Source organism: Bradyrhizobium shewense, assembly GCF_900094605.1.
In the GTDB taxonomy this organism is placed as follows: Bacteria; Pseudomonadota; Alphaproteobacteria; order Rhizobiales; family Xanthobacteraceae; genus Bradyrhizobium; species Bradyrhizobium shewense.
Map to the genome: position 1 here is coordinate 1 of NZ_FMAI01000045.1, position 17056 is coordinate 17056.

General features: G+C 56.8%; 13 protein-coding genes and 1 pseudogene. 7 read left to right on the forward strand and 7 right to left on the reverse strand.

All coding sequences use genetic code 11. The annotated features are described in order from the left end of the window. The 4 genes and pseudogenes from tnpC to GA0061098_RS47590 all read right to left on the reverse strand — a co-directional run. A pseudogene (gene tnpC / locus GA0061098_RS40220) lies at positions 1-804 on the reverse strand (IS66 family transposase); the annotation flags it as partial. Between the two features lie 50 nt (positions 805-854). Further along, positions 855-1208 carry an IS66 family insertion sequence element accessory protein TnpB gene (gene tnpB / locus GA0061098_RS40225; protein WP_091967161.1) on the reverse strand — a complete coding sequence of 118 codons (354 nt, stop codon included), beginning with the start codon at positions 1206-1208 and terminating at the stop codon, positions 855-857. Further along, a complete protein-coding gene (tnpA, locus tag GA0061098_RS40230) occupies positions 1202-1624 on the reverse strand; it encodes an IS66-like element accessory protein TnpA (protein WP_091967163.1) in 423 nt (140 codons plus the stop codon). Before tnpA ends, tnpB begins: the two co-directional genes overlap by 7 nt. A gap of 193 nt (positions 1625-1817) precedes the next feature. Beyond that, on the reverse strand, positions 1818-2156 hold the full coding sequence (locus GA0061098_RS47590; protein WP_091967165.1) for an avidin/streptavidin family protein: 339 nt from the start codon (positions 2154-2156) through the stop codon (positions 1818-1820). A gap of 1548 nt (positions 2157-3704) precedes the next feature. Between GA0061098_RS47590 and GA0061098_RS40240 the strand changes: the two genes are divergently transcribed. From GA0061098_RS40240 to GA0061098_RS40265, 6 genes are all read left to right on the forward strand, one after another. Beyond that, entirely contained in the window at positions 3705-4607 is a 903-nt protein-coding gene (locus GA0061098_RS40240) for a TauD/TfdA dioxygenase family protein (protein ID WP_245323922.1), read from the forward strand. A 1139-nt stretch (positions 4608-5746) separates the two neighbouring features. Continuing rightward, a complete protein-coding gene (locus tag GA0061098_RS40245) occupies positions 5747-6841 on the forward strand; it encodes a KamA family radical SAM protein (protein ID WP_129591074.1) in 1095 nt (364 codons plus the stop codon). A gap of 122 nt (positions 6842-6963) precedes the next feature. Then, complete coding sequence (locus GA0061098_RS40250; protein WP_091967170.1) at positions 6964-7824, forward strand: MaoC/PaaZ C-terminal domain-containing protein; 861 nt, start codon at positions 6964-6966, stop codon at positions 7822-7824. Between the two features lie 725 nt (positions 7825-8549). After that, the gene (locus GA0061098_RS40255) at positions 8550-9410 is read left to right on the forward strand and encodes an acyl-CoA thioesterase (RefSeq protein ID WP_091967172.1); all 861 of its coding nucleotides are present in this window, start codon (positions 8550-8552) and stop codon (positions 9408-9410) included. A gap of 664 nt (positions 9411-10074) precedes the next feature. Continuing rightward, positions 10075-11250: a M24 family metallopeptidase gene (locus GA0061098_RS40260; RefSeq protein WP_245323925.1), complete on the forward strand. Its 1176-nt coding sequence runs from the start codon at positions 10075-10077 to the stop codon at positions 11248-11250. Then, the gene (locus GA0061098_RS40265; RefSeq protein ID WP_091967176.1) at positions 11247-12410 is read left to right on the forward strand and encodes a M20 aminoacylase family protein; all 1164 of its coding nucleotides are present in this window, start codon (positions 11247-11249) and stop codon (positions 12408-12410) included. The genes GA0061098_RS40260 and GA0061098_RS40265 overlap by 4 nt, the downstream gene beginning before the upstream one ends. 367 nt (positions 12411-12777) lie before the next feature. Here the strand turns inward: GA0061098_RS40265 and GA0061098_RS40270 are convergent, their stop codons facing one another. Both GA0061098_RS40270 and GA0061098_RS46640 read right to left on the reverse strand, forming a co-directional pair. Next, positions 12778-13518, reverse strand: coding sequence for a class II aldolase/adducin family protein (locus GA0061098_RS40270; RefSeq protein WP_091967178.1), 741 nt, complete (start codon positions 13516-13518; stop codon positions 12778-12780). 672 nt (positions 13519-14190) lie between these two features. After that, entirely contained in the window at positions 14191-14805 is a 615-nt protein-coding gene (locus GA0061098_RS46640) for an aspartate/glutamate racemase family protein (RefSeq protein ID WP_347337562.1), read from the reverse strand. A 616-nt stretch (positions 14806-15421) separates the two neighbouring features. Here GA0061098_RS46640 and GA0061098_RS44420 point away from each other — a divergent pair. Beyond that, a complete protein-coding gene (locus GA0061098_RS44420; protein WP_129591073.1) occupies positions 15422-16456 on the forward strand; it encodes an alpha/beta hydrolase family protein in 1035 nt (344 codons plus the stop codon). Here GA0061098_RS44420 and GA0061098_RS40290 read toward each other — a convergent pair. After that, positions 16451-16939, reverse strand: a complete 489-nt coding sequence (locus GA0061098_RS40290) for a MarR family winged helix-turn-helix transcriptional regulator (RefSeq protein WP_245323929.1) — start codon at positions 16937-16939, stop codon at positions 16451-16453. The two genes, GA0061098_RS44420 and GA0061098_RS40290, sit on opposite strands and share 6 nt — an antisense overlap. Between the last annotated feature and the right edge of the window lie 117 nt (positions 16940-17056).

Consider the following 17056-nt stretch of genomic DNA (forward strand, 5'->3'; position numbering starts at 1 on the left):
CCCAGGGCCTGTCATCGCGCGCGAGCGCCCAGAAGTAGCCGGTTTTGGTCCTGCCGCGCCCCGGATCCAACACCGGTGCGGGGTCTCATCGACACAGAGCTTCGAAGAGGCGAGCAGAAGCTGGCGCAGACGATGCCACAAGGGCTTCAATTCCTGGGCGGCGTAGCCGACCCAGAAGGCGAGCGTGGAACGGTCGATGGCGATACCGTGGGTCGCCAGCATCTGCGCCTGACGATAGAGCGGCAAATGCCAATGATACTTGGCGTCAATTACATGCGCGACGAGACGCTCGGTCGGCAATCCCCCCTTGATCAATCGCTCGGGCGCAGCGTGCTGGAGGACGACGCCATGACAGGCGCGGCAGGCCAGCTTGGGCCGGCGGGTGACGATCACCCTGTATTGCACCGGAACGACGTCGAGCCTCTGGCTCTCATCGTGACCAATCTCAACGAGATCGCCTTTGCAGCACGGGCAGCAGGTTGCAGCCGGCAGCAGGGTTTCGACGATGCGCGGCAAATGCTCCGGTAGCTGACCACGGTTGGCTCTGCGCTTGGCAGTTCTCTTCTCGCGGGCTCTGGGATTGGCGCGATCCTCAGTTGCTTCGAGAGCCGCGACGGCCTCTTCGATGTCCTCCAGAACAAGCTGGAGCTGATCAGCGTCCAGCTTTTCCGAGGATCGACCGAACTGCGCATCTTTTGCAAGCTTGAGCAACCGCTCGAGCCTGGCGCAGCGATCCAGCAGAGCCGCGGCAAAGACACGCAACTCGGCCGGATCGCTCGGCAGCTCATCAGGCAAATCACTCATTGGCCCGAGTCTGCCATGCTTCGCGCATCGATGCAGCGAAGATTTATGTCCTACGCAAGTGCTTTCGGCTGCGGGATTCGAGGCGCGTGCATCCGCGTCCAATCCATGCCGGCCAGAAGCGCGGACAGCTGGGCGGCATTCATCCGCATCACACCGGCCACGATGGGAGGCCATTTGAAGCCGCTGCCATCGAGCCGCTTCCAATACATCACAAGGCCGCTGCCATCCCAGACGACAATCTTCACCCGATCAGCGCGCTTCGCACGGAACACCACCGCCACGCCCTTCATCGGGTCATGGCCCAGCGTCTCCTGCGCCAACAGCGCCAAGCCCTCCGCACCTTTTCTGAAGTCCACAGGTTGCGTCGCCACGTAAATCGTAAGGCTCGCGGGCGGCGTCAGCATGAACGTGTCCGTCGAAGCGCCAAGAACACATCACTCAACACAGCAAGGCCAGGCGTCCCTCGCACCTCCACTCGTGCCCCCTGGAGTTCAACCGTCACAATGGCTGCTTCCGGCGACCCGGCAGGCTCTGCGAACGCCGGTAGCGCCGATTCCGATAGCACCGGCACGAACGACAGCGTCTCCGCCGAAGCCGGCAGCACCAACTGTCCCAAACGCGCCCGGCGCCGCCAGTCATGCACCTGCTGGGGCCGGCAGCCATGGCGACGGGCGACGTCTGTGACAACCGCCTCCGGCTCGAGGCTTTCCGCGGCAATCTGTGCCTTCAAATCATCCGGCCAGCGCTTGCGACCTGCGCCAGCGAACACTTCAATTCGCGGTGACAACGGTCGTCTTATGTCGTCAGATTGGTCGTCCATTGTGAGCACCCTTCCAGAAGATGACTCTTCTAACGGTGCTCTCAAGACTCCGCACAAACAATCCAAAGGGCCTCGGCGCTACGCTTACCTTCGGGCTCTTCTTCGCATTCGAGAGCTTCTCGCCTGCGCTACTCTCGGTCACGACGCCGCTGGAACGTACTTTGCCTTATCGCCAGCCTTGAATGTGAAGGTGTCAGAGCCGGCGCTGATACCATTCCAATACAACCGGCTCTGCGAGCGAGAGCAGCCATAGGCCCTGAAAGCCCGTCGCACTATTGAGCGTCCAAACGGTCGTCGGTCCGCATCCGGCAAAGTTCACGGTAAACCTGATGGCTAGCCTTGATTGGTCTGAGCTAGCCAGCAGGTTGCCGCTTGAGGCGCACCCTGATCGCAGCAGCTGCTTGCATTGTTCGTAATAAGTGCCACAGATCGCGCCTATATTCTGGTCAAAGTTGTTGCTGCTCAGTGTTGAGCCAGATTGGTTGGTCCAGGCCCCGGATAGTTGCGCCTTTACCGAAGTCACTAGTCCCACTCCGAAGCATCCACCGGGTCATTTCCAAGCCTCCTGCGACATCGTCCACTCCACCGAGCTCAGCATGAGACAGCCATCCGCACATAACCAGGCGTCGTTCAATTTTATGAGAGCGCCCAAATTGGACGCTGCTTTGGTCCGCGTCCTTTCTTCATCGCGCGGAGCCAAGCTGCTAATGCCCCTCCGGTTGAAGCCCTTATCTTAAGCGGCCATGAGACCGATCTGCCAGGCGGACCGGCAAAACTCGAAGCACTATTTCGCACGGCGCGAGCTGCTTACAAGCAGCTTTGTCTGCACATGCAAGTAAGCCTAACGGATTCTCCTGCGGCCTGTGACGAACCTCAGCTTTTTGAAACGGCTTTGTTTCGATGGTGCGCATCTTACATGATGGCTCGGCCGCGTGGGCGGTTGTTGCGCAGCTGGTGCATTCTTTCATCGCCTTCTCTAAAAGCGCGCAGTTTTTGTGCGTGTGCGAGCATGCTTACGCGCCTTACAGTTGCTAGACGCGATAGAGACAGAGCGATCATTAGGAAGATAGATCCCCGCTCATGATCTTAGATCCGACGCTGCCGTCGGCGTCGTGCTGCCAATAGGGGCAAAATAGCCTGCTCAAAAAGTGCGGCTTGCAATTTGAGCGCGCGAACTCGCTGCATTGTCTCGGGGCCGCACAGTATTTTCTGCGCGGTCCCGCGCTCTGTTTCTATTCTCTGCGGACAACTGCCTGGAAGCCAAAACAATCTGCGTTCCTTGAGGAAAATCTCCGCCCCTGGACAGAGCAAAAACGCACGTCACAGCCCGGACGACCTTGCATTCCGTCACCCGCGCAGATTTCGCAAATCGAGGGATTGAGCCCGTTGTTTAGCTGCAATGGGAGTTGCAGCGTTAAAATTTTACGCGGCTTTCCTGCTCGGCAAGAAGAGCAACCCGATAGACCAGCCGACGAAAGACCACGCGCATTGGACAACTCCAAGTCGCGAGGAAGTGATTGCAGCTCGCGCAGGTCGTTATAGACTAGGAATACACTCTAAGATAGAATTAATTTTGTCGAAGCGAGGCGTCCTGTCATATCGCGCCTCGCGAGCGCAGGCCGCGAATGAGCTCGATTCTTGTCGAGCGGATGAGGCCGTGCCGGTCGCGTGAGGTGACGACGCAATCGTTATTCGAAGATTTTCCAAGGACGAGTTCGGAGACGAGGCGAACGTTACTCAAGTTCGAAAAGAAAGCTGATTTCGTTTCATGGACTCGACATGGATTGGATCTATGATTTGTACCGTTGACGAGGCCGCAAATCGATTGGTGGCATTATATGCGAAGTCCTTCCATGGAGGGGCACTGGCTGTGTCCGCACGCAGAGGGAGACAGATCCTAAGATGATAGTGTTTGTAAAAAGATTCAGCCCGCTACTTGCGCGGCGTGGGTCACCCGCCGCTTAGACAATTCGCATGCGTGTCATCAAGACGGCTTTGTCGCGTTTATCGCCAGACGTGACCAACAAACACGGAGTTTGTTTAGACATCCACAGAGAAAGGGGCTGTCATGAGTGGCACAATGACCGTTGATAACGTCATTCCGCGAGCAGACATCGTCAAGCACGCGGACCGGCTTGGGACCGAAATCAAGAATATTACGCTGTCAGACGATTTGTCCGACGAGGCCATCATAGCCATTAACCGGCTGCTACTAGAGCATAAGCTCATCTTCTTCCGTGATCAGGGACATCTGGATGATGCCCAGCAACAGCGTTTTGTGCTCCGGCTTGGCTCACTAATACGGAATCCCACAATGCTGGACAGAAAGGGAGGCTTAACAATCCGGAAGACGCTCCCTGATGGCGCCTGCGATCATGTCGATCAGATGAACGGTGATGACGTCTTCAGTCCCGACGTCTTCAGTGCCGCCCGCTCGGCAATTTCAGTGTTGCGAGGTGCAGCGATCCCGCCTTTCGGCGGCGAGATCGCTTGGTCAAGCTCGGTGGCCGCTTATCTTGACCTTCCCGATCCGCTGAGGATGCTTGCCGATAGCCTCTGGGCTGTGCGCTTCGCCGCATTCGATCACACTGCGACGGAGGGGGCCAACGAAGCCGCGAGGCGGGCATTGGAGGACGTATCCACCGGAGCGATCTACGAAACGGCACATCCGATCGTTCGTGTCCATCCCGAGACTGGCGAACGCATGCTCTCGCTCGGCCGTTCCGTGCAGAACTTTGTCGGCCTGCAGCGCTATCCCAGCCAAAGGCTGTTCGAACTTCTGGAATCCTATCTCACCGCCCCGCAGAACACCTCGTGCTGGAACTGGAAATCAGGCGACGTCGCAATCTGGGACAATCGCGCGATTGAGACGTATCCCGTCAACAAGATCGGCAGTCCTCATTGGGCCATGGACCAGCTTGCGATTGACGGCGGCGTACCGCACATCAAGAGGCTGAAATCACGGGCCGCTGAGGCTGCCTAGCTTGTGCGCGTCCGGTTTTCGTAAGACGATAGCGGTCCAAGACTAAGTTGCGGCCCTGCAATGTCGAGCGGAGCCGGGCCTTCGAGCTCATCCCGCAGGAACGGCTAACCGGCGGGGGCAATCTGCTTCTTTTGGGCGCGCTATTCGCATATCTTAGGCATGCTGCGCGGCTCGCTGGAGCCCGTCGCGATCAAAGCGGATTGTATCCGCAATGAGGGACGTAGTTGGCACGTTCTTCAGGAGTGGACATGTTCAGGGTCGCCCGATGAGATCCAGAGGGTGCTGCGGCTGTGGCCTGGGCCTGCCGCAACAGTTCTTTGCGGTTGGCGAATGCCATCTCAATCGGCTTGAGACCGGGGCTGTAGGGCGGCAGGAATAGTAGGCCCGCGCCTGAGATGAGGCAGGCCCTCTTCGTTCTTCTGGCTCGACAGATCGGGAGCATGGCGCTGGCGCAGCACGGGGAGGAGGATTTGCTAGACATTGGCCGGGAAATACTCGGTTGATCGGTCGTCCCGCACAAAAGATGCAGTCAGCCCTTTACAGGTGAGGCCGCAAGGAAGTGGTTGTCCTCGAATGGCCGTTCGGCGCATCGCCGATGGCGCGTGGGCTGATACCGGCCCAGGCGTAACGACGCGCCATCAGCTACGCCGCAGTTCCAGCTAGCCAATCCCCGGTGCCGCTTCAGCGCGGAACGTCGGTCAGCGCCGGTCGGCAAAGCTGCTGAGCGGCGCGTTTCCTTGAACTCCACACTCGATGGATCGCGCTCGCGATACCGAGCCTGGAAAATCCGTGCCGCCTGAAAGACCGCCCTGAACCACGGCCTCGCTCCCCCAGATCGGAAGAGCCGCCGATGCGACACCCCCGCCAGCCTGCTCCCCGCCTTGAGGATGAATCACGGTCTGCCTGATTTGGCGATCTCCCCACGCTTCAAGTCGATCTCAACACGCTTTCAGGCTGCGACTTAGCTTCGCTATAGCGCCGCTAACCTCAGCGCGCCGACATCAGGCGAGTACCGGTGCACCTTCCTCAACTCTCGAGACCGATCGTCCTCACCACACTAGGTAGGTATCGATCCACTGTTGATGCTGTATAGATCGCATTGAATGAACCGCGATGATAAGGGCACACGAGGTGCGGCAATGGAAACCACAGCTAATTCGCTGGATTGCAGAGCACACGTGTTGAAGTTCATTGAAGAAACGCGCGTGGTTAGCGAGAATGAACTGCAAGTCAACAACGTCACGCCTTATCATGTCACAAAGTCCTATCGCGAACAGATCATCAAAAGCGGTTACTACGATCAGCTGAAGTACATTGTCGAGCCATCAGTCCAGGAGTTCGAGAGCCCAGGCACCTTGGATACGAGCGGCGAGCACGACAACACGGTCGTGCCGGGACTGCAGCACAAGTACGCACAGACCGGCTTATTATTGGTGACAGAACGCTGCGGTTCATATTGTCGTTATTGTTTTCGCAAGCGTATAGTGGGCAAAGCTTCCGATGAAATCGCACCCGACTTCGGTCGGGTCGCGCAATACATTGCTTGCCATCCTGAGATGACGAACGTACTCCTTTCCGGAGGTGACCCGTTCGTGCTCAGCACGTCAAATCTGAACAGGATCGTCGACCATCTGCTGCCAATAAAGCATTTGAAGTCGATCAGATTTGGCACAAAAATGCTAGCCTATGCGCCAAAGCGGTTTGATGACTCCGCTCTACCGGCGCTATTCCAGCGTATCCACAAGGCGGGGAAATCCCCAATCATCGTCGCGCATTTCGATCACGTAGGTGAGATCTCATCCGGCGCGGAGCGCAAAGTTCGCGCTTTGCGAGCACAGGGCGTGCAATTCCTTAATCAGTCCGTGCTTCTCGCCAAAGTCAACGACGATCCCGAGATATTGGCCGCGACCTTCGCCAAATGCCACGAAATCGGAGTGCGACCTTACTACTTATTTCAGGCGAGGCCGGTGAAGGGTGCATCACACTTCCAAGTCCCACTGCGGCGAGGACTAGAGATTGTACGCGGCATCAACCAGCGTCTGAGCGGGATTGAGAAGACGTTTAAATACATCATGTCCCATTACACAGGAAAAATAGAGATTTTGGACTTAGGTCAGGATGGCCGGGTGTATATGCGCTACCACCAGAATAAAGTTACCGAGAAGATCGGGAAGATCTTTTCCCGACCGCACGTCCCGACAGCCTGCTGGCTTGATGATCTGCCCGAACAATGAAGTATAACGCACGCGCTCTAGCCCACGGGCTCGGAGCGAGTGCGGTACGCCGGTCGCCCCACGAAGCGCATTCAAGTTGAGCCGCCGGCGCGTGTCCTGGACGAAACTGTAGAAAGGCTCGGATGCCGCTCGACTATCCCGCTGCACTGAACTTAAGGACCTCTGGAGCTCCCTATTCCTGGACTGACAGGGAGGTAATGCTCTATGCGCTTGGAGTAGGCATGGGCTCAGATCCTTTGAACGAAGAGGAGCTACAATTTGTCAACGAAGCATCTGCAGCTTCGAAGCCATTAAAGGTGATCCCGACGTTTGCTTCCGTCTGTGTTTGGGGCGCACGCCCCGGAGCCATTGACCTCAATCGCGTCATGGTCGTTGACGGCGAACGTGACCTTACGTTTCACAAGCCGATGCCCGTCGCGGCGAACGTGACGGCGGACGCCCATGTGAGAGGAATTTATGACAAGGGTAAGGAAAAAGGCGCGATCATTCAGAACGAGGTGGTGGTCAGAGATGGTGGCGGCGACAAGATCGTCACAATCCTTTCGTCGACTTTCGCGAGAGGTGACGGCGGCTTTGGCGGTCCATCGGAGGGGATGCCGGAGCCGCACCAGGTGCCCCGCCGAGCACCGGATAGATCACTCGATATCCCGACCCGACCTGACCAAGCCCTGATCTATCGTCTTTCTGGCGACCGAAACCCCTTGCACAGTGATCCGGAGTTCGCCTGTCGAGCCGGTTTTCCAAGACCCATTCTGCACGGAATGTGCACGTATGGGCTGACCTGCAGAGCCGTCCTGCAGAGCTATGCCGACTACGATCCGTCTGCTTTTCATCGTCATCGCGCCCGCTTTTCGGCACCCGTGTTCCCGGGAGAAGTTATTACCGTCAATCTTTGGAAGGACGGTAATTCGATCTCTTTCGAAGCTTGCGTAAGAGAGCGTCGGGTTACGGTCGTCAAGAATGGGCAGACGGTGCTACACTGAGCAGGGTTTGGGCCGTTCCTTGTACCTATTCGGCGGCGAGTTTGTCGCGCTCGTTTGGCGGTTCTTGCCGACCTGCATGAAAGGTCCGCGGCAACGTCCCCATAGATGGGCCGCGCAACGAACCTGAGGCGTTCGGAGCACTTCAACTGCGGGTCTCAGGGAGGCCATTTCGGCTCATCGCGCGCATGGGCGACAATATGCGATCCATGCTGCAAGGCCTGCGCGCCTTCAGTTTGAATCGTTCAGTTGGCGAGATGGTCGAATTCAGCGCACCGCCTATGTCTTCCCCGGTGAAGTATCCCCTTGAGCCGCAGCGGGTAAGACCTGACACTCTGGGAATCAGCTCGAATAAGCTGTCGCGTCGGATCTTACATACACCAATCGTATCCCAGCTGTTTGGTTCACGACAGGTCCGGAACCATCGCTGACAGTGGACCAGTATCGACGGCACAAGAAGCTCCTCATTCTTGCTAGATCAGCTGATGTGCGGGGCGGCATGCCGATTGCTTTAGACTTAAACGACGGTACAGGCGCTGAGCCTATCGAAAGCTGGGCGGCGTGAGCTGTCGCACGTATGGAGTGCTGCGCGGCGAGCAGTGCGAACACCGGACCTCAAACGCGGCTTCTCGCTAACGAGGATGTTTCATCTCTCGAAGCCTCAAGGCGCTGGGACTCATGATCGCACCGCTTCAGCGGTGACACTGAACAAGCTAAGAGCCTCTTGAATGCAAAAAAGTCGGATTGACCTTGCAGCCATTATCGACCTTGATCCCGTCGGGATCGACCTATTTCGCGGCAAGAGTCCGAACGCAAGCGAGCAACGGGTATTCGGCGGCCTAGTGATTGGACAAGCGATGTTTGCAGCGTGTCGCACAGTCAAAGCCGGACTGCCGCATTCACTACATTGCTACTTCATCCACTCCGGCGATCCGCAGGTGCCCTTGATCTACAAGGTCGAGCGCCTACGCGACGGTAAAAGTTATTCGACCCGGCGCGTCACGGCGATGCAGCGCGGTAGCGCAATCGTCTCGGTCATGATCTCGTTTCATAAGGGTGAGGAAGGCGCGTTCGAACACCAGGATAAAATGCCGGATGTGCCAGGGCCGGAGCATTTCGCAGCCGAAGAGTTGTCGAAGCAATCACTATATCCGGATCTACCGGAAATTGTTCGCCGCTACTATGAACCTGATCGTCCGGTCGAGCTTCGTCCCGTCGAGATCGGCCGGTATGTTGGCCAGGAGATCGAGGACGGAAGAGTTCATATGTGGATGAAGGCCGCGACAAAGCTGCCCGATGATCCGGCGCTGCACATTTGCGCACTGGCCTATGCCTCGGATTTGTCGCTGCTGGATGCCGTGATGGCACGCTATGGGCGTACGCTGTTCGATGGACGCATTTTGTCCGGAAGTCTTGACCACGCAATGTGGTTTCATCGTCCTTTCCGTGCCGATGATTGGCTGCTCTATGCCAAGGAATCGCCAAGCGCGCAGAGCGGACGTGGCCTCGCTCGTGGGCTGATCTTTACCCGCGACGGCGCGCTGGTGGCTTCGGTCGCCCAGGAGGGCTCGGTGCGCGAGCGACGCTGAGCTTGCGCAGTGCGGGAAAGCCTGGCTTGAGCGCGCGAGCGACAAGTGGCCCGTCCATGCTGCTTGCTAGCGTGCCTTGCCGAGAACAAAGGAGTGGCTCAACCACCATTTGAGAATCACATCGTTTCCGATTGGCAGGTGACTGTCGGTACGGTCTTTCCGACGCTCAGGACCCGTCATCCTGCGATGAAGTCTGCGGTGTTAGGACCTTACTCCATCCATAAACACATTCACCGTGCCGTTGGCCAATCCACTTTCGGCAGGGCAATGCCTGCCATGCGCCGCATTGCACCATCGTACGGACGCCCGGCATAACCGCAGTGTTCATCGCGCCAACTCAGGCGGCGTACTGACTCGGTTGAGGTGCTTCACAAAGCTTTTCGGTTTGAAATGTCGTAAGCAAGACTGACCTTAGCTACTTTGTCGTCATTGGTCTTGGCTGGGACATGATCCTCGCCAGGCTGACTGTCGCCCGAATGCTTAGCGTCAGCTCTGAAACTACTAAACCCGGCAGTTGTTACGCCCGCCTCGGAGCGCTTCAGTGTTTGCTGCTGAGGGCTGGCGCCGCCGGGCACGAATCAGACTGCGTCTATCCAATCGCAGAGTTTTGTCGAGAAGGCGCTCGAGAGAGGAAGGCGCAGTATGGCCGAAAATGGAGATTTCTATGCTCACAGCGACAGGTTCGGAAATCCCTTGGGCGGGGCCTCCATTCCCAAAGTCGGAGTACGATTATCGACAGCAGAAGGTGCTTGAAGCGGTAGCGCGCGCCGAACTTGATGCAATTGTGGTTACCGCTATCGGCCACCTCAGATATCTCACCGGCTATCATGGATTTGGTGGGTACTTCGCTCCGTTCCCGTTGATTCTAGCACCGGGATATGCGCCGGTTCTCGTTGTAAGAGAGTACGATGCCGAGGCTGTCCGCGCCGAAGGATGCGTCGATGAGGTCGTTTGTTATAGACACCCTGGCGATGTTGCCAAGACCTGTGCGGAGGTTCTTCGCCAGCATCGGCTGCAGGATCAGAGAGTGGGTTTCGAACTCGGATGTTGGAATCTGGCACCGGCCGATGTGCGTGCAGTGCAAGGACTGTGTCCAGGCATGAAAGTCGCCGACGGCTCCCATTTGGTTGCGTCAGTCGCGGCAGTCAAAAGCCCCCTTGAGCTCGATGTGATGCGTCAAGCAATGGCGATAACTGATCTCGCAGTGCGCTTGTTTCGGAACTCGGTTCGCGAAGGCGTGACCGAAACAGAAACGTATGCAGCCATAGTTGGAGAAGCCAGCAAAGCTGGCGGCGAAATATGGCGATCCGTTACTCTCGTGTTCGGTGATCGGACGAAGATGCCGCACGGTGTCCCGACCCCACACGCACTCCGAAACAATGAACCCGCCATGATTGAGATCGGCGGCGTAAAGCACGGCTATGCCGCAGGGCTGGTCCGCAGCGCGGTGCTTGGTCGGCATCGTGAGGCCGAAACGTTGTACGCTCTTTCGGTTGAAGCGCTCGAATCAGCCATTGGCGCGATTAAGCCTGGCGTAAGCGCGAAGACCGTGGACGCTGCCGCGCGCAAGGTGATTGAGCAATCTGGACGCCGGGGCGCTTTTCGCCATCGTACCGGGTACCAAAGTGGCATCCACTGGACAGAACGAGGAAACCTCAGCCTGGAGCCTGCCGCGGAGGAGATTTTACAGGCGGGAATGACCTTTCATCTTCCCATTATTCTGTTTGGGGAAAACGGTCATCTGTTTGGCTGCAGCGAGCACGTGGTCGTCACAGACTCTGGCGTGGAAGTGCTCAGCCGTACAGATCACAACCTATTTCATGCTGTGGGCTCCACATGAATGGCATTGAAGCGTTCCAACATTTACTGGCGGAGGCAACTGCTTGGCGCCACCATCTTCATGAGAATCCCGAGCTGGAATATCGGCTTTACAACACTGCTAGATTTGTATCCGAGAAGCTCGCTTCTTTCGGCGTTGATCATGTCGAAACGGGGATAGCTGAAACTGGTATCGTCGCCTTGATTGACGGCAAATGTGGAAACGGGCCGACAATCGCATTGCGCGCGGATATGGACGCGCTGCCGATACGAGAACAGTCCGAGAAGCTTTGGTCCTCGAAAGTATCGGGAAAGATGCATGCCTGTGGGCATGATGGTCACATGGCCATGCTATTAGGCGCCGCGAAATACCTTGCGACGATTCGGCGCTTCAAGGGATCGGTCGCCTTGATCTTCCAGCCCGCTGAAGAGAATGGAGTGGGCGGCCAAAGGATGGTCCAGGCAGGAATCATGGATCGTTTTTCAATAACCAAGGTGTTCGGCCTGCACAATGTGCCGGGAATCGAAGTCGGCAAGTTCGGCATCTGCGCAGGTCCGATCATGGCCGCTCTCGACGAGTTCGACCTCATCGTGAAGGGGAGGGGCGGCCATGCCGCCAAGCCTCATGAGGCCGTCGATCCGGTAGTCATCGCCGCACAGATCATCGTCGGCCTACAAACCTTGGTTTCTCGGAACACAAACCCGATGGAGGCGCTCGTGATATCCGTCACCAAACTCAACGCGGCTCAGGCCTACAACGTCATTCCGGATCAGGTAGAGCTGGCGGGTAGTATTCGAACTCTTGTGCCCGGCCTGCGCGACTTCGCACAAGGGCAGATATTTGCGGCTGCGCGAGGCATAGCGCGGGGATTTGGCGCAGATGTCGAATTCGAGTATTGCAGGTCCGCGCCGGTCACGATCAATCATCCGGAAGAAACTAATCTGGCGGTCAAAGCAGCGCGCAAGCTGGTTGGACCGGCTTGCGTCGATGAGAAGATAAGCCCGCGGATGGGCTCGGAAGATTTCGCCTACATGCTTGAAGCAAGGCCGGGCGCAATCATCTTTCTTGGCAACGGATCGACAGGTGGCTTGCACCACCCGGCATATGACTTCAACGACGACGCCCTGCCTTATGGCATCGGCTATTGGGTGAACGTCGTCGAGACGGTGCTGGCTCCGTGAACCTTCGACCGTCCTGCGCTGTCGCCTGGAGTCTTAATCGACCTTAGGCTCTCTCCAGATCTTGAACCCGCTGGGTGTGTGGCGATGCAGCGGGAGAGGGTCTGCATCGCAGCTGCCTGCCGACTGCTCGAGCAAGCAGGTCCTGAGCCTGCTTGCGCCTTCTCAATCGCGACAGGCAATGGCGGGCATCCGCGGATGGCGTTTCAACCTTGAATAAAAGAGAGGGACTAGTCGCCTCGCATTGACTGGAGGCCGGAAAAGGGAGCGGGTGTTAGCGCGCGCGCACCAGCAGACCGATGGATTGGAATGAAACGTGAATAACACAATTCCCTCGGGCTCTACGTTTATCCCAGACGTTCAAAATCTATCATGTCGCGTAATCGGGGCTGATCCGGTCGAGGCGGCGCTTGAGAGCCGTCCAGGGCCGAAGGTTCCTATTGTAGCCCTCTCGTTGGAACTGCTCCGCCGTATGAGCGGCCACTCTGTCCGACGGCAGGACGATTTTGTGTCCACCTTGCATAGCCGCGATCTGGACCCGGCACGATTGCTCCAAAAGGTACATGTTGAGGAAGGCTTCGGACACGGTACGGCCAACTGTAAGTAAGCCGTGGTGTTTTAGGACCATGACATCTTTGTCCCCGAGATCGCGCACGAGACGCTCGCGCTCGTTGAGATCGAGCGCAACGCCCTCGTAATTGTGATAAGAAATGCCACCGTAGAAGCACATCGATTTTTGGTTTAATGGCAGCAGTCCTTGTTCTTGAGCCGCAACGGCCATTCCTGCCAAGGTGTGCGTGTGAATTACGCAATGAGCATCATGACGAGCCATGTGCACGGCCGAATGAATTGTGAAGCCTGCGTTGTTTACTTTAGCCTCGTCCTCTTTCTGAAGCGCATGCCCGTCCGGGTCGACAACGACGAGACTGGAGGCCGTGATTTCGTCGAACATCATGCCGTAGGGGTTGAGCAGGAAACGATGGGCGTCCCCAGGTAGGCGCGCTGACAGGTGCGTGGAGATAAGGTCGTCCATGCCAAAGTGAGCGATCAGACGATAAGCCGCAGCCAAATCGCAGCGAATCTCCCATTCATCCGAGGCATCGCGAAACATGGTCTCTCCTCCTCAAACCTAGCAAAGGAATCTCGAACTATAATAGCGACGGCGAAAAACAGGTTTTCACCGGTGAATGCCAATCCCTCGTGGATATTCCGCTCGTGGCCAACGAATTCGCAGCTTTCGCGCGCTCTCTTGGACATCTTTCCGGTCCTGTAGGCGGGTCCCTTTGCGCGCTTGCTTGAGGCGCAAGATAGTTGCCCAAAGCCTGGAGGCGTTTCACGCCTCACAGCCGCCAGCACTGTAGGTCGCAGACCGTGAACTCTTGAGAAGAGAGATACCAGGCATTGTGTCTCGCAGCTGATTGCGTCACCTAGATGCTGTCGTGACCGAGCTCGGCGAATGCCCCGCTCGAGCCGCGCAACTGAATCTCAGCCATAAAAGTTTGTGCAGAGGCCGCTCGGGACGGTATAGGCGTCTTCGTCCGCACATTCTCCATCAGCCAAACATTAACTGCCGGATTACAGTTGTATCCGTGCGTCTGTGCAGCACATCGGCCGACTTTGTTTGTGCTGGCGGCGCTACCGGTGTCTCCGATCAAGCGTGCCTTGAGCGCGAATTTCGTCCGCGAATTCTTCAAGACGACGGTGGACGGCTGACGTCTAATACGTTGGTGGAGCCTTTCACGAGTTAAAGCGCGTGGCGAAGCGCTACGTGCTACGAGCAATATTAACTCGTCGATGCCATTGTCAGTCGGCAGAGGTCTGTGATGCTGTAAACTGGGAGCTTCGTGATGCGGCGGATCGCCGGAGCAACAATCGGAAACGCCGCGCATTCGAACAGAATTATGGCGATCTCCGGATGGGCTGAGCGGAGACGCGCGATGCACGCGGCAACATCTGCCTCGATCGCGGCGACGTCGAGCGGCGGCGCCGGGCGCTTGAGCTCGTCATGCCAAAACTTGCCCCCTTCGATGCCGCCAATCACGACCCTGGCCAGCTCCGCCCGATCATCGATCCCGAGCAGATCTTCGCTGCAACAGGTCGAATCATAAGTCAGGACGGCGATCTTGGCGCGCTTCGGCAATTGACGAAGCAATGTGGGTAACAACAGCAGGCTTGACATCACGACGGGCACTGTGACCGAAGCCGCCACCGCCGCTTGATGCCGAACAGAAAAGCCGCAGGTCGAACTTATCGCGACCGCCCCTCGTTCGACCAGGCGCTGGGCGGCGGCTATGAAGGCGGGCTCAAGCGCCGCATCACCGCGTACGACGTTCTCAACCCAAGCTCCCGCGACCGTTTCTGAGATGGTTTGAAAATCGAACGTCGCCGGATTCAGCATTGAGCCGGACGCCGGAGCAGGCGGTATAGCACCGGGTGTGAACCCGCGCTCGAGATGCAGGATACCGAGGGAGCGGGGCGTTAGGTACGAGGTCATATAGCAACCATAGCCTGGTTCTGGTGGAATTATCGGCAATTCCGGCTGGTGGTCGCCGAAATTCTGCTTTCCATTAGGCAGAAGAGTGGAGTTTTGTCAGCCTACCAAAGGAAGAGGGCGACAATCCTGGCCTGACCGGCGGAAGCGTTGGACCTAAAGGCGCAAGGCTCATTCTTCGATCCTATCGGCCGAAAGATTTGACAGATCATTTTCGAATGAGCGCATAACTGCTCGATCTGATGAAAGGGTCTATGGGGCACGCTTTGACAGCGATTAAGTGTTCGTCGAGTCGAGTTCAAAAAAAGCACATTTCATGGAATGAAGCAGAATTTCGGCGGCAAATGGCCGCACATCGACGATCCTCAGCTCGGAGGAATCGTATCATCAAAAATTAAGCAAAGCGGAACCCGCCGGCCGGTTCAGTCACCGTGGATTGATTGGCCTTATACGAAGCTCCCGTTTGGGTTGTCTAGAGCAATCCTGAGCGGTTTCGAGGACTCGCGCTGAAGGGATGAAACGGATGTTGCGCGCTGCTTGGCCTGAACTGACAGGCAATCTTGCGTCCACACGGCAAAGTGCTGTCGTGTTCCTTGATGGCGTTGATCAGGAAAGCGACATTGCAAGCAGGAGAAACTGTGCTGCAAAATGGACAAGTATCGGAGACGCTCATTGCCTCTTTGCCGATCTTAGCGTTCAAAGAGGTACTCTTGACGAAGCAGCCCATGCGTGGCTTTGCGCGCTTACTGCATTTGAAGTTGCCAGACGACTATCCGATGAAGACGATCCGCAAAGGGCGGACGTTGTGGCCAGGCTTGAGGCCTGCGTCGAGGGCTTCGGATCGTTAGATCAGAGGGTGGAGCGTGTCGAAATCAAACTCTATGATCAGGGCGAATTGTCTGCCTACTACGTGCCCGCCAGTACTTCCAGTTCGTGCGTCCCCGCAATTGTGTGCATCAGCCGGGAAGAAGAAACGGCAGGGATCCTGCTTGGTAGACTCTTGCCTCTTATAACCGGTCGAAACATCGCGGTTCTCGTCGTCTCCTACGATGACGTCTCAAGTCATTGGCTTGGACCGTCAGAAATATTGCTTTCTGGTTGCTTGGATCATTTGTCGACCCTACCGGAGATTGATGCGTCTCGAATGGCGATCTACGGAGAAGGCCTTTCAGCCGCGCTCGCGACCAATTTTGCTGCGACTGACCGCCGCGTGTCTGCGGCAATTTGCGATGGGGGGCTTTGGAGCTGGACCCGCACTCGGTCATCTATTGAGTGGATGACTAGGGCTGCTGAGTCTCCGGACGCGGGGCTGTCCACGACGCAGCGATCGCGTTTGGCAAGGAAGTTAAGATGTCCCATTCTCGTCGTTGCTGGCGAGCGCAGTATTTTCAACGCGTCTGAGGCAATCAATTTAGAGGCTGATTGCGCCTGGGCGAGCATTGACCTGGAATTGTTAATGCCACGGACCCCAGAGGGGGCATTCGAGAACTTCATAGCATGCGATCAGGCCATCTTCGAATGGCTTGAGCGCAAGCTCGATCGCCCTCAAGCTTCATAGCAGCCCAAGGCTTAATTTCTGAGATGCCAGTCTGCTGTTCTTGGCGATCGCGTTTAGTCGCTTATTCAGATACGCAAGCGACTCCTCATCCAAGCCATTTAAAATCGTCGAATTAACGGCTTGTCTCTTGTCCGACAACTTAGCAATTTCCGTCCGCACCTTTGAGGTCAACGAGATCTGCAAGAATCTCGCATCATCAGGCGAGGTGGCGCGGATTAAAAACTCCAGCTGTTCAAGTTTCTTCGTCTGAGTCGTAATAAATGCGGGGTGAAACCCTAATTTATTGGCGACTGCAATGCCGGAGACACCGCTGCCATGGTCGAGTTCATCGATCGCCATCAGCATCAGCCATTGAGGTTCGCTTATACCGATTAATCCCGCCCAACTCTTATCGATCTCTTCCAGTTGAGCGCGAATCTCGACGATGTTCCAGATCAGGTCCCTTAAAGCCCTGTCAAATTGCTCTTGTGTGGCCATCTTCATTCATTTTTGCCAGTTTTGATTGTCCGCGGCGGTGAACGTGAGCGGAGACCGCGGCATCCTATCCAACCTCGGGAAGTCTGAAATAGCTCAGACAGAGCCCGCCCACCATCTAATTTA

Coding starts and splice junctions, on each gene's coding strand:
- tnpB (WP_091967161.1), bottom strand. CDS start 1,208: ATGCTGACGCCGCCCGCGAGCCTTACGATTTACGTGGCGACGCAACCT.
- tnpA (WP_091967163.1), bottom strand. CDS start 1,624: ATGGACGACCAATCTGACGACATAAGACGACCGTTGTCACCGCGAATT.
- GA0061098_RS40240 (WP_245323922.1), top strand. CDS start 3,705: ATGACCGTTGATAACGTCATTCCGCGAGCAGACATCGTCAAGCACGCG.
- GA0061098_RS40245 (WP_129591074.1), top strand. CDS start 5,747: ATGGAAACCACAGCTAATTCGCTGGATTGCAGAGCACACGTGTTGAAG.
- GA0061098_RS40250 (WP_091967170.1), top strand. CDS start 6,964: ATGCCGCTCGACTATCCCGCTGCACTGAACTTAAGGACCTCTGGAGCT.
- GA0061098_RS40255 (WP_091967172.1), top strand. CDS start 8,550: ATGCAAAAAAGTCGGATTGACCTTGCAGCCATTATCGACCTTGATCCC.
- GA0061098_RS40260 (WP_245323925.1), top strand. CDS start 10,075: ATGCTCACAGCGACAGGTTCGGAAATCCCTTGGGCGGGGCCTCCATTC.
- GA0061098_RS40265 (WP_091967176.1), top strand. CDS start 11,247: ATGAATGGCATTGAAGCGTTCCAACATTTACTGGCGGAGGCAACTGCT.
- GA0061098_RS40270 (WP_091967178.1), bottom strand. CDS start 13,518: ATGTTTCGCGATGCCTCGGATGAATGGGAGATTCGCTGCGATTTGGCT.
- GA0061098_RS46640 (WP_347337562.1), bottom strand. CDS start 14,805: ATGCTGAATCCGGCGACGTTCGATTTTCAAACCATCTCAGAAACGGTC.
- GA0061098_RS44420 (WP_129591073.1), top strand. CDS start 15,422: ATGTTGCGCGCTGCTTGGCCTGAACTGACAGGCAATCTTGCGTCCACA.
- GA0061098_RS40290 (WP_245323929.1), bottom strand. CDS start 16,939: ATGAAGATGGCCACACAAGAGCAATTTGACAGGGCTTTAAGGGACCTG.